10 protein-coding genes are annotated in these 15029 nt (G+C 35.0%); 3 read left to right on the top strand and 7 right to left on the bottom strand.

Features of this window, described 5'->3' with window-relative positions; translation table 11 throughout:
* The first annotated feature begins 120 nt into the window (after positions 1–120).
* Positions 121–1101, top strand: coding sequence for an AAA family ATPase (locus AC07UV_RS18120; RefSeq protein WP_495184746.1), 981 nt, complete (start codon positions 121–123; stop codon positions 1099–1101).
* 225 nt (positions 1102–1326) lie between these two features.
* Here AC07UV_RS18120 and AC07UV_RS18115 read toward each other — a convergent pair whose 3' ends face one another.
* The 4 genes from AC07UV_RS18115 to AC07UV_RS18100 form a co-directional block, all read right to left on the bottom strand.
* On the bottom strand, positions 1327–3537 hold the full coding sequence (locus tag AC07UV_RS18115; RefSeq protein WP_495184745.1) for a peptidase domain-containing ABC transporter: 2211 nt from the start codon (positions 3535–3537) through the stop codon (positions 1327–1329).
* A complete protein-coding gene (locus AC07UV_RS18110; RefSeq protein WP_495184744.1) occupies positions 3530–4825 on the bottom strand; it encodes a radical SAM protein in 1296 nt (431 codons plus the stop codon). Before AC07UV_RS18110 ends, AC07UV_RS18115 begins: the two co-directional genes overlap by 8 nt.
* A 65-nt stretch (positions 4826–4890) precedes the next feature.
* Positions 4891–5091 (bottom strand): hypothetical protein, encoded by a 201-nt coding sequence (locus AC07UV_RS18105; RefSeq protein WP_495184743.1) that lies wholly within the window; start codon positions 5089–5091, stop codon positions 4891–4893.
* A gap of 113 nt (positions 5092–5204) precedes the next feature.
* A complete protein-coding gene (locus AC07UV_RS18100) occupies positions 5205–7475 on the bottom strand; it encodes a TonB-dependent receptor domain-containing protein (RefSeq protein WP_495184742.1) in 2271 nt (756 codons plus the stop codon).
* 1120 nt (positions 7476–8595) lie between these two features.
* On the opposite strand from AC07UV_RS18100, the gene AC07UV_RS18095 reads away from it, so the two are divergent.
* A complete protein-coding gene (locus AC07UV_RS18095; protein ID WP_495184741.1) occupies positions 8596–9627 on the top strand; it encodes a serine hydrolase domain-containing protein in 1032 nt (343 codons plus the stop codon).
* Between the two features lie 343 nt (positions 9628–9970).
* Here the strand turns inward: AC07UV_RS18095 and AC07UV_RS18090 are convergent, their stop codons facing one another.
* The 3 genes from AC07UV_RS18090 to AC07UV_RS18080 all read right to left on the bottom strand — a co-directional run bounded on the left by AC07UV_RS18090 (position 9971) and on the right by AC07UV_RS18080 (position 13020).
* Positions 9971–10348, bottom strand: coding sequence for a hypothetical protein (locus AC07UV_RS18090; protein WP_495184740.1), 378 nt, complete (start codon positions 10346–10348; stop codon positions 9971–9973).
* Positions 10349–10707: 359 nt separating this feature from the next.
* The gene (locus AC07UV_RS18085) at positions 10708–12072 is read right to left on the bottom strand and encodes an alpha-L-fucosidase (RefSeq protein ID WP_495184739.1); all 1365 of its coding nucleotides are present in this window, start codon (positions 12070–12072) and stop codon (positions 10708–10710) included.
* A 603-nt stretch (positions 12073–12675) separates the two neighbouring features.
* Positions 12676–13020 carry a winged helix-turn-helix transcriptional regulator gene (locus AC07UV_RS18080; RefSeq protein WP_495184738.1) on the bottom strand — a complete coding sequence of 115 codons (345 nt, stop codon included), beginning with the start codon at positions 13018–13020 and terminating at the stop codon, positions 12676–12678.
* Between the two features lie 116 nt (positions 13021–13136).
* Here AC07UV_RS18080 and AC07UV_RS18075 point away from each other — a divergent pair, with 116 nt between their 5' ends.
* Complete coding sequence (locus AC07UV_RS18075) at positions 13137–14066, top strand: NAD-dependent epimerase/dehydratase family protein (protein ID WP_495184737.1); 930 nt, start codon at positions 13137–13139, stop codon at positions 14064–14066.
* The last annotated feature ends 963 nt before the right edge of the window (positions 14067–15029 follow it).

Raw genomic sequence — 15029 nt, 5'->3', positions numbered from 1 at the left:
TTTATTTATACATGTCATTCAAATTCTCCAATATTTATTATTATCTTTAAGTAAAGCCTAAAGTCGGCACCTATTTTGATTATATAACCTTATATTTGCAAAAATTTTGAGTAAAGCATAATGGCAGCATTAGAACAAATAAAAAGTTTAATTCGTTCATTTGGCGAAGGAGACGAAAGTCGTTTCTATGCTACTGCTATGCAGATAGCTGCCGCAGAAGCGCGACAAGGACATACTGCCTTAGCCGAAGAGCTCAAAAAAATGATCGACAAAGCAAAGCTCTCAAAAAGTAAAGAGTCTGTTCTGATCAAAAAGCTTCCTGTCAATAGTGCCCAAAAAGAATTAGACGATTTACTGGAATTAGTTCGCCCTGAGGTAAAACTGAAAGACATGGTACTTTCAATGAATGTACGAAATTCTATCCAGCGTGTACTCGACGAGCAACGTAAAATAGACATTCTCGAAAGTCATGGTTTGACTGCTCGTAGAAAGCTTCTTTTTACTGGTGCTCCAGGTTGTGGTAAGACAATGAGTGCTCATGTATTGGCGAGTGAACTGGGCCTCCCCCTATTCATCATCAGGCTCGATGGGTTGATTAGTCGATATATGGGTGAATCCATTGCAAAGCTTCGCCTAGTATTTGACGCGATGCGAGATTTTAGAGCTGTATATCTTTTCGACGAGTTTGATAGCATCGGTACTTCCCGTTCCGCAGGAAATGAAGTGGGTGAAATAAAACGCGTACTTAATAGCTTCTTACTCCAAATTGAAAAAGATGATTCAAGAAGTTTGATCATCGCAGCAACCAATCTCCCAGAAGCTTTGGATGTTGCGCTATTCAGACGCTTTGATGACATCATCCAGTTTCCTCTTCCCACTGAGGAGGATATTTACCAATTATTTGATTTAGAATTCACTGGGTTTGACCTCCCCTATACTATAGATCTAAAAAAAATTGCTCATAAAGCCATCGGATTAAGCTTTGCAGACATCCACCGTATTGTAAGTGATGTATGGAAAGATTATCTCGTCTATGGAGATAAGAATGTGAGTGAAGAAAAAATACTACAATATGTAGAGGGAAGGAAAAGACCTTTTTAAGGGACTTATTCTTTTTTCAATATGCCAGAAAATAACCTGCCCTATCTAGATGAAAAAAATACGTTTGACAGTAAGCCAGATTGTAGAGCTCTCAAAGTGAGTGAAGAACGCTGAAAGACTGAGGATATCCCTCGCCAGCCGAAGATTAGCAAGGTCATATTATCGATCTTGATAGAAACCGTTATCAAAACTTGAACGACATAAGTATTGTAAATCTATCACAAATTAGTTTCCAAGTTCCAATTGATTCTTAACCAAACTGTAGTACTCCTCTTTTCTTCCAACTAACTCTAAATGAGTACCTTCTTCTAGAATTTGCCCGTTCTTTAACACAATAATTTGATCAGCATTTCGGACTGTCGAAAGACGATGAGCAATTATCAAAACCGTTTTCCCCGAAAAAAAATTCTGGAGATTATCGTGTATTATTTTTTCATTTTCAGAGTCCAAGGCAGAGGTTGCTTCGTCAAAAAATATGTAATGCGGATTCTTATACACCGCCCGAGCAATTAGAATACGTTGTCGTTGGCCTCCAGAAATACCATTCCCTGCTGCTCCAATCTTTGTTTTAAACCCCAATGGAAGATTACTAATGAACGATTCAATATTGGCGACCCGAACAGCATGTATAAGCCTTTCATGATTGATTTCTTCCTCTCCCATAGCTATATTTCGTTCTATAGTGTCTGAAAATATGTAACCTTCCTGCATCACTACACCGCAATGCTCCCTTATGCTTTGTGGAGAAAGATAACGTATATCTTTGCCTTCATAGGAGATTGTACCCTGCGTTGGTAGGTAAAAACGAAGAAGCAATTTCATCAATGTAGTTTTTCCACTTCCACTTGCTCCGACTAATGCTGTAATTTTTCCATGAGGAATCGTGAGCGATACATCTTTTAACACAAAAGGAGACTTCGGTCCCTCAAACTGAAAAGATAGCTCATTGATCTTTAATCCCTCGTTGCTTGATGAATTTAAAAAAATTTTATCTGATGAAACTTGTAGCTCACCAAGGGCATCTGATTCTTCGTTGTCATACAGATGTACCTCATTAAGTCTTGCTAAACTTAGTTTTGCTTCTTGATAAGAGCGAAAGAAATTGATTAATTGATTTACAGGCGAATTCATCTGCCCTATTATATAAGATACACTAAGTAACATCCCAATTGTCATATTTCCGTTTACAACAAAAGAGGCGGTCAAAAAGGTTACAATAATGTTCTTCAGTTGGTTGAGAAATTCAAAGCCCGCTAGCTGTGTTTGTCCAAGGTTAAGTAACCGGGTATTGACTTTGTACAACTTTCTTTGGATCTCCTCCCATTTATTACGCTTAAAAGTCTCGAACTGATTAAGTTTCATTTCAGAAACACCATTGATGATCTCGTAAATTGCCTCTTGACTTTCTGCTCGTTGATTAAATCGACTATAATCTAAAGCTTTACGTTTTCCCAACCAATATACTGACCATCCTACGGACAACAAAGTAAGTATAAAATAAACAACCAGAAGTTTTGAATCGTAGTACCAGAGAACACCGAAAAAAACAGAAAAACTGATCATTGAGAACAACGTTAGCAACGCCTGCGAAGTCAGAAACTGCTCGATTCTTTCATGATCTTGGATTCTTTGATTAAAATCGCCCATTAACTTAGTCTCAAAAAATTGTACAGGGAGCGCTAACAACTTTTTCAGATATTCAGAAATAATCTGAATATTGATCTTATTTCCTACAAACAATAGAATACGATTTCGAAAAATGTCGAAGATAATATTTCCCAGAAATAACAATAATTGGGCAAGTAAGATATAGCTGATCATTGTCAAATTTTTCTTTGTAACCCCATCATCGATTAATTTCTGCATTAACATTGGTAAAACAAGAGTAATCATCGAACCAAGCAGCATCAATACCGATAAGTATACAAAATTTCTCTTATAGGCTTTTAGAATACCTATTAGATATTTACTGGACTTAGTATTTATTTTTTTTGGAACTTGAAGATCGAATTTAGCCGTTGGTTCCAAAAAGAGTGCAATACCGTTTTCACCATTTAAACACCATGCTTCTTTAAACTTTTCTTCTGACATCCAAATTTTTCCGTGGGAAGGATCAGCTATTTTATATTTTTTTTTCCCCGTGAGGACGTTTTTGCTTATTTCACACAATACGACAAAATGGTTTTGCCTCCAATGAAGGATACACGGCAATAATCCCTCTTTCAATTCAGTAACCTTAGCACGTGCAGTTACCGTATCGAATCCTATTTTTTCCGCCGTATCACTAATTCCTAATAGGGATACCCCTTCACGAGAAATAAACATATTAGATCGAAGATGTTGTATTCCGAAATCTTTGCCATGGAATGAAGAAACCATCGCTAGACAGGCAGCTCCGCAATCCATTTGATCATATTGAAAATAAAACTTAAGCATTTATTAAAATTTTCTGCTCAAATACTCTCTTTACAATGTCTTTTTTCTTTCCCTCGTCAAAATCATTTACACAATAATCCTTTCCGAGATTTTCATACGCCGCTTGGCTACACCCCCCGCCACAGATTGGCAGTATAGAACAGGTTTGACAGGGCTTATTTTTAAATTTTGCATTTTCTCTTACAAAAGATTCTTCGTTCCAATCGATTTTACCTTCCGGATTTAGCTCTCCAAGTCGGTTACTAGATGTAAAGTCTCTTGCGGAACATTTAAAGATATCACCGTTGTAATTAACAAATGCTTGGTTTTTCTTATCCGCATAACAAGATCCTCTAACAGAATCAAACACTGCCCCATCAACGTAAAAACCGTTTCCTTTGTATTTATCAATGTAGTGCCTAACATCTTGTTCGAGCGAGCTTTCTAATTGCCAGACCTTATGGTAGGTAAACCTTATATATTTTTTGACATTGTTGGGATAGTTACAAAAGAGATCCATAATCTTATCAATGTCATTCATGTTTTTATCTGAACAGTTTATTCTAACAACAACGTTAACTTTATTTTTTGCGAGTAAGATGATATTATAAATAATTTGGTCAAATGATCCTTTTGAGTTGGAGATAAATCTTACACTATCGTGGTTTTCACGGTAACCATCTAGTGTTATCTGAATTTCCTGTACATTGAATTGTTTCAAAAATTCAATCTTCGCCTTATCGAACAATAGACCATTAGTCGTAAAGCCTGTAACTAACTCGATGTTTCGCTTATCGAGAATTTCCTTTGCCCGGGCAAGTATGGGAACAATGACTTTATCAAAATAAAGCAAAGGTTCCCCACCAAACCAGGAAATGGCAAACATCTTTAAACTCGGTTTATTATAAGATATGTTATCTACAAGCTGAAGCGTTTTTTCGATCGTATGGGCATCCATTTTAGAGTCTTTAATGTGAGACTCATAACAGTACCAACATTTGAAATTACAGTTCATCGTTGGATTGATGAACAATAAGTATTGACCGTCATTGTTATCTACCTCTTTGCTTAATTCTACAACCCGTTGAAACTCATCTAAATTGTCTTCAATTATAAATCCTTCTTCTATCATATAATTGAAGAACTCTGGGTGGATTTTTTCTATTTCATTGACTTCTTGGTGATTTATCGCCGCAACAAAAAGTTCCAATACATCGTTTTCTAAGATTACAAATTTGTCATTCAATAGATTGTAACAGACCTGCTGATTGTTATATTGAAAAAAATTATTATAAATACTTGATTTCATGACAATTGGTTTAAATATCATCGGTATCGACTTTCGAAGCTACCGATGAAGTTGGGAATCAGTTGTTAAATTTTAGCTTCTTCATTGTTACATGTAGTAGAATTATTTACTGTACAAGTACAGTTATTCCCTGTAACACTAGATTTTAGTCCCTGAAATGAAAAGCTTTTGGAAAAGCCTCCTTTTAACATTCCTTTTTCTGTGTCTTCAAGAATCAGCATTCCTTTAACTAGCTCTTGAAATCTTCCTGAATTTTTCGTTTTCATTTTTTAAAGATTTAATTTATTTAAACTGATTATTATTGCCTTTCCTAGGCATTATTTATTCGCATTTCTTCTGCATTGCGCACTACAGAATACTTTACGGGATAAATCCAAAATCAAAGTCGTGTTCTGCTGTCATTATCAGATTTAACATTGCTTTGTTTTACATTTCCTTTATTATTGAATGTATACTGAACCTGCAAAAAGACGCCTCTTGTCAAACGCTTTTGATAAAAATTGAAGTTAAAATCTGGAAAAAAAGAAGTATTCTCATCGAAGCGTGAATTGAATACGTCAAGTACTGCCAATTTGAATAGAAGATTATCTTTGAACTGTTTGGATGCTGTAATATCAAATTGATACCTATATCTATTTTCTATATTAACCTCACGGTAACCATGTTGATAATTGCTTGATAACTCCAATACATATGTTTTATAGGGTTTTATCTGTAGGTAGCTATTGTTATAGAAAGAAGCTCCGCCATAGCGGCTGATAGTTTGCCCGTTAAAAGAGTTGTAATACACTCCGCTAGAAACACTTACATACAACCATTTAAGAGGGTTTCCGTTGTAAGAGTGATCTACGCCAATAGATCTATAGGTACCAAAATTTTGAGCTTGGAAATAATTAACATCATTTTGGTCTAAAAAATAAACTTTTTGTATAAGTTGATCTATCTCCATACCAAACAATGAAACCGAATGCTTACTAAAATTGTAGGCTAAATCAATACGATTGATAAACAACGGTTGTAGATTTGGATTACCAATATGATAGAGATAGTCGTTAATTTTTAAGACGAACGGGTTGAGGTCAGTAAAAGAAGGTCTTGAAATACTCCGCTTATAGCTTATACTTACATTTCGATCGTTCGAAAAATTAAATTGGTAAAAAAGGCTTGGGAAGAATTCAGTGTAGTTACTTGCAATTTTATTATCATTGACTTTGTTGTTACCTTTTATATTTGTGTGCTCTAAGCGCAAGCCTAGTTTAATATAGTTCCTCCCAAATAATTTTTCTCCTGTAAGATACGCTGCCACAGTATTTTCCCTGTTATCAAAATTTTGCATTTGATTTTTGTCATCTTTCCAATCTTGCCCTTCTTGAAATTTAACATCTAATCTATTATTACGTTCAATTCGAGAAAATTTAGCACCACTTTCAATCTGCCAGTTACCTTTCAGCTTTTGAATCCAGTCCACTTGTGTTGTATAGTAGCGAGAGTCCGCTCGATTGTCATAGATATAACGGTTATTGCGATCTGGAAATAAAGGATAGAAAATGGAAACATCATTCACCGGATCAGTAAAGCTGTTTCCAATATCTGAAAAAATTTTAAACTTGCTGCCTATCGTATCAGTCTTTAATATATAATTGAATGTCACATACCACAGATCTGTAGAAGATCGCGATAAAGAGTTGTTTATACTACTTACTGTACTTTCAAAAGGTTTTTTTATATCCAATTCTCCGTACAGTAAAATATCCATCTCATTTCGATTGAAATAGCCCTCAATGCCCAGCTCATTGCGGTGATCAGGATAGTAAATTGCTCCCAATCGTGTCCCTATACTTTTGTATTTCTGCGTAAACTGGCCTATTTCATCATTTATTCTTCCATCTGAATAGTTAAAAACACTTTTGGTCTTAGCAAAATCTTTGTTTGAATTAAAGGTAATATCGCTGTAAGCATTCCATTTTTCTCGACCAAGATTTAGATTCAAACCACCGCCGTATTTGCTGTGGTCTTCATTCTTATAAAGATAGTTAGCTTTAGCCACTGCTCTAAATCCGGTTTGGATTGTTTTTAAAACAATGTTTATAGTTCCACCATCCGATGAAGCATCTTGTTCCGAAGAGGCTAATTCTTGTATTTCGATTCGCTTTATATTCTCAGATATGATGTTGGATAAAAAATCTTCCAATTCCTTACCTTTAAGATTAATTTTTCTGCCGTTTAGCAGAACTAAGGCACTTTTGTTCTTCAATAATAATTTCCCATCAGCTCCTACACTAATTTTCGGGCTCTTCTTTAATACTTCAAGTCCATCATTACCTAATCCAAGCGGACTATTCTCAATATTAAAATATAATTTATCTCCGTCTGTTTGTATTAATGGTAGTGCAGAATGGATTGTTACACCTTGTAATTTTATACTTCCGTCTACTTTTATAATTCCGAGATCTAAATCTTCGTTTAATTCTATTGATCTAGAATATAGTTCATTTCCAATCTGAGAAAGTATTAATAGATATTTTCCCTTATCTATCACCATTGAAAAAGAACCGTTTTCATCGGATGACATTTGCTGTAAACGAATCGAATCCAATGTCAATAAGCTCACTGTTGCGTACGCTACTGGAGTTTTATCTCTTCCATACACCTGCCCCCGTAATTTTATCTGTTGCGCATTTGCCTGGTTTCCAATAAAAAAAATAAAAAGGGAATACAAAAAAAATACTCGACTCTTCATAACAGCTCATTATTAAAATACAGGGGATAGTTTTTCTTTGGAAAATAGTCTAAATCCAATGAAATTTAACCCCTCATGTGCTAATTCATCTCATCAATTGTAATGCATCTATTCATCTCACGAATTTTATTACAACTTAGTTTTGGAAAATACTGGGAACTTAAAAGATTATCCTGGATCGATCTTTTAATTTCCCAGCATCCTTTTTATAATGCTACTAACTTTGTTATTACTATACATTTTTCAGCATCAGACTTTAACCTATCTTCCACAAAACAATCTAATTCCTATAATTAACCTATTCAGTTTCTACTCAAGGGTACCCTTATGCACTGGTAGCGAAATCTTAAAATGGCAGTTGAAATCCTCACCTGAGCGTTTCTCCATTTCTTGCACAATGAGATAAGCTCAAAAATCTAACAGCTAATTTTGATAATCTAAAAGTTAAGTTAGATTATTATTTTACCTGAAAATATCTATACCAATCAAAGTATTTTCTATACCAAATAAAAAAAGCTTAGATTGGCCATATGAGCAGAAAGTCGAATTAGTTTTTTTCCAAACCTAGAAAACCGATAGATAATCCGAATATTGAATCATTCAACGAAGCTTCAGACCTAATAGCTGTTTAGGAGATTTGACACCGGAAATGTTTATCAAAAAGCAGGTTAAAATAGAGGTATTTTCTACTTTAGAATAGTCCAAAAAAATAGGAGGCGCTCACTTTGAATGCAATCAAGAGCATATTTATTGGAGCTTAGGTTAGCGGAAGAATTATTGAGACAGCCGCTGAAAAAGTTCCTAATCCTCAAGGGAAAGCGATGGACCACCCCATCAATCGGCGATTGATGGGGTAGAAAAAGTTGGAAGTGGAAGGATTTATTGTTATAAGAAGAAAAGCGAATGAACTCCGCTTATTAGAATTGATATTTATCCTGATGTCTATTGGGAGCATATTCAAATTCTGTACATTTACCATTATAAATTATTACGCGTAATTTTAACTGAATCAAGTGTAAAAGAATAACGAATGAAATTTTCCCTAATATTATATTTATTATTTCCTTTAATTCTGTTTGGACAAAATAATATTCAGACCCTAATCGACCATGAATACGAAAAAGGGCACTTTAATGGAAGCATTTTATATTTTGATGGAAAACAAAAGCAAAAAATCAACAAAGGATTTGCTAATATTCAGTTTGATGTAGAAATCGATGATACAACCCGATTTCCAATAGCATCCATTAGCAAACTTTTTACATCACTTGCTATTGTACAGCTTCAAGAAAAAGGGTTAATCGATTTCAGAGACACGATGGCAAAATTCTTCCCTGAACTTCCCGAAAATTGCAAAAACATATCAATCCAGGATTTATTAACTCACTATTCCGGGTTAGAAAACGAACCCATAAAAGCCGTGGTTAGTAAATATTCAATCGATGATTATATAAGGGAATTTGTAGGAAAATCATCAAACGATACTGTAAAATTCAATTATAACAATGTTGACTTTGTATTACTTTCTAAAATAATCGAAATTATCATAAAAAAAGAATTCTCAAAATCAATAGAAGATTTAATTATAATACCTTTAAAATTAAAAAATACAGGATTTGTAAGTGAAAATGAAATTATTAAGCATTTAGCGAATGGTTATCATAATTATTCATTTGGGGAAGTACAAAAAAACAAACCTCTTTTCAATGACAGAAGATACATATCCAATTATTTCGGCGCCGGCGGAATTTACTCCACTACCGAAGATTTATTTACACTCATACTTGCCATCGGAAACAATGCGCTGATTTCTGAGAATTCAAAAAACAATCTCCTTCTGAAACCCCAAACCAACGATAATGTAGTGTGGCTTTCTGGAAAACCTACAGTTGGGTTTTACTACGATGATAAAGCAAATGTCTATAGAAGAAGCGGTAGTATTGAAGGATTTAATTCCGAGATCATGGTTAATAAAAACTTCGATAAAATCTTAATAATACTTTGCAACACAGACACCGCCGACTTACAAAATTTGGCAAATAGAATATATTTAAAAAAGTAAATAACCGACCTGCTCGAACCTATCTATTTTCAGTACCAAGATCCAAAGAAAACTGTTTTTATTCTAAATCCAGTAGTACGGTCTGTCTCTACTGTTAAGCTCTAGCAGAACTACAAAATACTACAGTACAATTAACTGTTACGCTATTTTATTGAACCTAACCCTTTCAACAGAAGGTATGCAAAGGCCAACAATTATGGATAAGCATATGAATATAAAACATCTTTCAATCGAGATAGAAATCAGCTAATATGAACTTTAGCGTCTTAAGTTATGTAACAAAGTAGTTCACTAGCAACTCAGGCACCTTCTTCGTCCTCGTTGAGCGCTCTTATAATCTGTGTTACTTAATTAACCGATCAAAATAGCATTGTGTTAATGTAATGAGGGTATAAATATCAGACAATGCCACTCGATATACTACACGAAAGGCATCCCATTCATTCCTTTTGAGGTAAGGATAAGGGAAAATATCTGATTGATGATGTTGAAAAAAAAGTTTTCCTTCATCGCTCTGCAAGACCTCATGTTTTACGACGAGGACTTCCTTATCTATGTCGAGTACAAAAAAATCCTGACCAAGGTAATAATATATAATAAATCCAAATTCTATTTTTTTGACTGCACGAACCCGTTTAATCTTCATCAAAAAGGTATGAATGCGGTCAAATCGTTTATCCAGATTAGTTAGATTTTCAGGAATTTCAGGTGAATCTTTCATCAGTCCAATGATTTATACTGTTCTATACTTAAATGTCAGCCCAAGCTTACAATCTTCTAAAAGAAATCGATCTTAGAATGATTTGTGCCTAACAATTCTTCCAATCTCCATTAAAACAATCTCACGGGATATTACCTTCATCAGTCAATGCTTTCAACTTATCCACCGCAATCTGCCTATCACAGGATCGTGATCCTGAACCATTTCAATCGCGTATCATAAACCTTCTCTTGTACCCTTTTTGACTTACTACAGAAGGAATAAAAAACTCAGTTTGTACATGCCGCATGGGTCAGGATTAAAACCTGACAGTATTGTATTATGAATGGAAATATAGAACAAACAAGATGCAACAAAACTTATTTTTTTTCATTTTGCTCCTCTCTTAACGGCATCCAACTATCAAAAAGGAAATTTCTTTCCAATTCAATTCTAATCACTGGGATCGTCTCTTCCAATAGCACAGCTGGAATCTGAATCGCCAATAGATGTCCAGACTGTTTAAAAGTCAACTTTTTAACTGGATCAAGACTGGTAATAGCCTTCACTTTATAAGATGGTGGTATAGTAATTTCTTTAGGTAGCTTGGTCGGATTCCTTAAATGAAGATAAATATACTTTCCGCGATAAGTACTTCCGCCCCAATCTCCTTGTTTATATGGCCCACCTCTAGTATTATACACTGCTTCGGGATATTTCTCGATCCAATTCGTTAATTCCATATATTTGTTCACTAATTTTGGGGGAAGTGTGCCTTGTTCATCTGGACCAATATTGAGCAAAAAATTACCGTTGCCACAAAGTGTTTTGCTAAAGTCAGTCAACAACTTCTCTCTTGAAATGAGGGCCGCCTTTGGTTCATAGGCATAAACGGGATAGCTAACACTCGTGCACGCTTCCCAGGGAAAGGGAGGAGCATCGGCAGTCTTTGCCTCCATGGAGAAAAAATCACCTGAATGACCATATGGATAAAATGTTTCCTCATTGTCATAACCTTTGGTCATAGACAATCTGGTAACTAGGACGTCAGACTTCTTTGATTTAACAAAATCATAGAGTTCCTTACCTTCTTTTGGTCCCCAAATTGGATCTAACCAATGACCGTCGTACCATAAGATATCCGGAGAATAGTTCTTTATCAATTCTGCCGTTTGATTTTTCACAAAATCTATAAAAGCCTGTTTTCCGTGTTTGGGCTCGGCAATAACATCCCCAACATTTGGCATCCGTTTCCAACCAGCATAATCTATATCTGCTATGGAATAATATATTCCAAAGAGCAGACCTTGCTGCCTACATTCGGCCGCTAGTTCTGAAAGTATATCTCGTTTAAAGCGACTTTTTTCTAAATCAAAAGTTGTGTATTTACTATCCCAAATTGCAAAGCCATCGTGATGCTTGGATATAACCACCATGTATTTAGCTCCCGCTTTTCGCGCGGTCTCCACCATTCTTCGTGCGTCAAATTCCACTGGATTCCATAGCATTGTAATAGAGTCAGACTGAGCCTTTGTTTTGATCTTTGAACCAATTGCCCAGGAATCGCCCATGCCCTCACGATGGCAGACCATCCAATGGATAAACATCCCCAGCTTGGCGTCCTGGAATTTCCTCAATAACTCCTTATCGGTATGAGGGTTGACGATTGTCACCTGGGCATGGCCCAGATGAAAATTTGCTAAAAATATAGAAAATACGGTGATAATATATATAATTCTGTACATTATGCTTTTATTGTTATACTTTAAATTAATGTATGTTAAACTACCAATTTGGATTCTGTACCAAATTTGAATTCAAATCACCTACCTACTCTATCCATTTAATTATGAACACCCGAAGTCAAATTTAGGCATACTGTAATTTACAACTAGCATCATTCGATCATTAATCAAACTATACGACATTTATATTTTTCTATACAAAATATATTTCGCCCTAAAAGTTACTTATGGTCTAGTATCTGTACCCAATTAAAACTTACCCTTTTGCTACAGCGACCTATCTGCTTTTGACAAATCGAAATTCAACCGACAGGGGCAACATATCGAAGAACTATGTAAATCCTCCGAAGATCTGCTTAAGACTTTTTCTCTTGTGCAACTCTTCCGCAAAATGATGGTTGAACGATCGGGCAATACGGAGTTGAGGAACTAGCTAGACAAATCAAACAAGTCAGGAGTAAAGGAGATAGCGTCTTTCGCCAAAGGAACACTATCGGATTACCCAGCTGTTGAAAATGCTCTCACCTTACCGTGGAGCAATGATCCCGTAGAAGAAAACGTTAACCGATTGATCAACAATAATGTCGATTTGAAAAAAGAAAATCAAAGTTTACTATTCTCTTTTTTGATTTGCTTATCGCCCCATTGTCGAAGATAATCAATAAAAGGAATTAACTCTTTTCCTGTTTCGGTCAAAGAGTATTCTACTTTGGGTGGAACTTCACGATAAACCTTTCTATTGATTAGGTTATCGCCTTCCAATTCACGCAAAGTCTGGGTAAGCATTTTAGTGGTAACATCGTATAAAATCCGTTTTAAATTACCATAGCGTAAAGGTTCGTGTTCATACAAGTACCAAAGTATTCTCCCTTTATATTTTCCACCGATACGCTTGAAAGCATAGTCGACAGAACAGCTTGGCGGACAAATTTCTGATTTATTTTTCATGATAACTAATTCATTATCAATATTACATTCTTTTTTGTTCGTAAGATACAAAAAAGTACATACTTGCCAAAAGCAAAATATTGAAATACTTTTGACAAAATTAAATACAGCAAATTATGCAAACTATATTGGGAGCAGGTGGTGCAGTCGGAATAGAATTAGCCAAAGCCTTAAAACAATTTACAGATGAAATCAAACTTGTAGGCAGAAATCCAAAAAAGATAAACAATACGGATTTACTCTTTCCCGCCGACTTGACAAATGCAGACGAAGTAAAAGCATCTATTGCAGGAAGCCAAATCTGTTACCTAACAGTTGGTTTTGAATATGAAGCCAAAGTTTGGAAAGAAAAATGGACAAAGCTGATAAAAGATGTTGTAGAGGCATGTGCAGAAAACCAAACCAAACTTGTCTTTTTTGACAATGTATATGCCATAGGTGAAAACCATATTGAACACATTACCGAAAATTCCCCAATCAGCCCCACGAGCGACAAAGGAAAAGTAAGGGCTTGGGTAGATAAATATATTATAGATGCCGTTGAAAAAGGAAAAATAGAAGCCATTATCGCAAGAGCACCTGATTTTTTTGGAGCAATCAAAGAAAAAAGTTTATTGATGAATTTGATTTATGACAACCTATCCAATAATAGAACAGCACAATGGCTATGCAATGCTGATGTTGTTCACAATACAGGGTTTGTACCTGATTTAGCATTGGGTACGGCTATGCTTGGCAACTCAAATGAAGCATTTAATCAAATATGGAACTTGCCCGTAGAACAAGACAATATTACAGGAAAAGATTGGATAAACATTTTCGCTTCAAAAATGAAACAATCTAACGATGTCCAAATACTTACCAAAGCTGATATAAAAGAATATGGCAAACAGGATTTATTTATCGCCGAAACTTATGAAATGCTTTATCAATACGATAGAAATTACTTTTTTGACAGCACTAAATTCATTAAGGCATTTGGGTTTAAGCCTACGGCTAATGATAAAGCAGTTGAATTAACTATAGATGAATTAAGTAAGATATAGTTGTAATGTAGGCAAACTAAAGGATGTGTGATTCATACAGATCCTTTTGCAAAAAAATGAGAGGAATTGGTCCAATTCAAAAGAAAGTCCTCACATTGCTGTGAGAACTTTCAATAATGTTACACACTCTAATAAATGAATTGTCCTTATTCATATTAGAATCATTTTGAAAGCCAGCTTTAATGCTTTCAGGTTAAAAGTAATATGATGGTGGATAGCTTACAATTCTTCTATATCAAGTTTATGTTTTCCTATACAAATATATCGCAAAAGAGGTCAACGTTTACTATACATTGAATCTTGGCAATATATGTTTGAATATTGTATTTCATCAGTGGCGTATTTTCTTTTAGGTACCCCGCCTTTCTACCATGGAAAGTGACAAGCGTGAAAAGTTGGTCAGAAAGTTGGGTGCAATATTTACTTTGAGGTGGATCGTCCTCAAAAGTGATTAATCAAATTGAAAAAAGTCAGAAAAAAATCGTATCTTCCTACAAAGTGAATTAACCCATTACTCTTCTGTTTCAAGCAGGAATATATGCCCCGGATCGAAGTGGCTATACAACTGCAAAACAGTACCTGTCTCGCTAGAGATAAACCCACAAATTTTGGGGAAAATTTGGTAATGAACCTTTGAGTGTTTAACGGACAACTACGAAGTTGAATTTATAAACGCCAAAGGACAGTACGAATATAATTTAATCCTGTAATTCACTATGAACTGCTCGTATATTTTAAAACATTGGGGGCTAACATTGTTGCTCGGAATTATCCTCCTTACATTAACCCAAGGATTGAGAGCGATCAATTTCACTGATTTTTTAGAATCACTTCTATTATTTCCGATATGGATGGTGGCTAGTTTGGTACTCTCACTTCCTACATTATTTATCTACATGACAGCATTCTATATGCTGGATGGTTGTAAAAGCAATATAAAATGGACAATTCCTATGCTAATAT

It is taken from the genome of Sphingobacterium sp. GW821-FHT03E03 (assembly GCF_059420745.1).
This window is presented reverse-complemented; position numbering and strand designations above follow the sequence as displayed.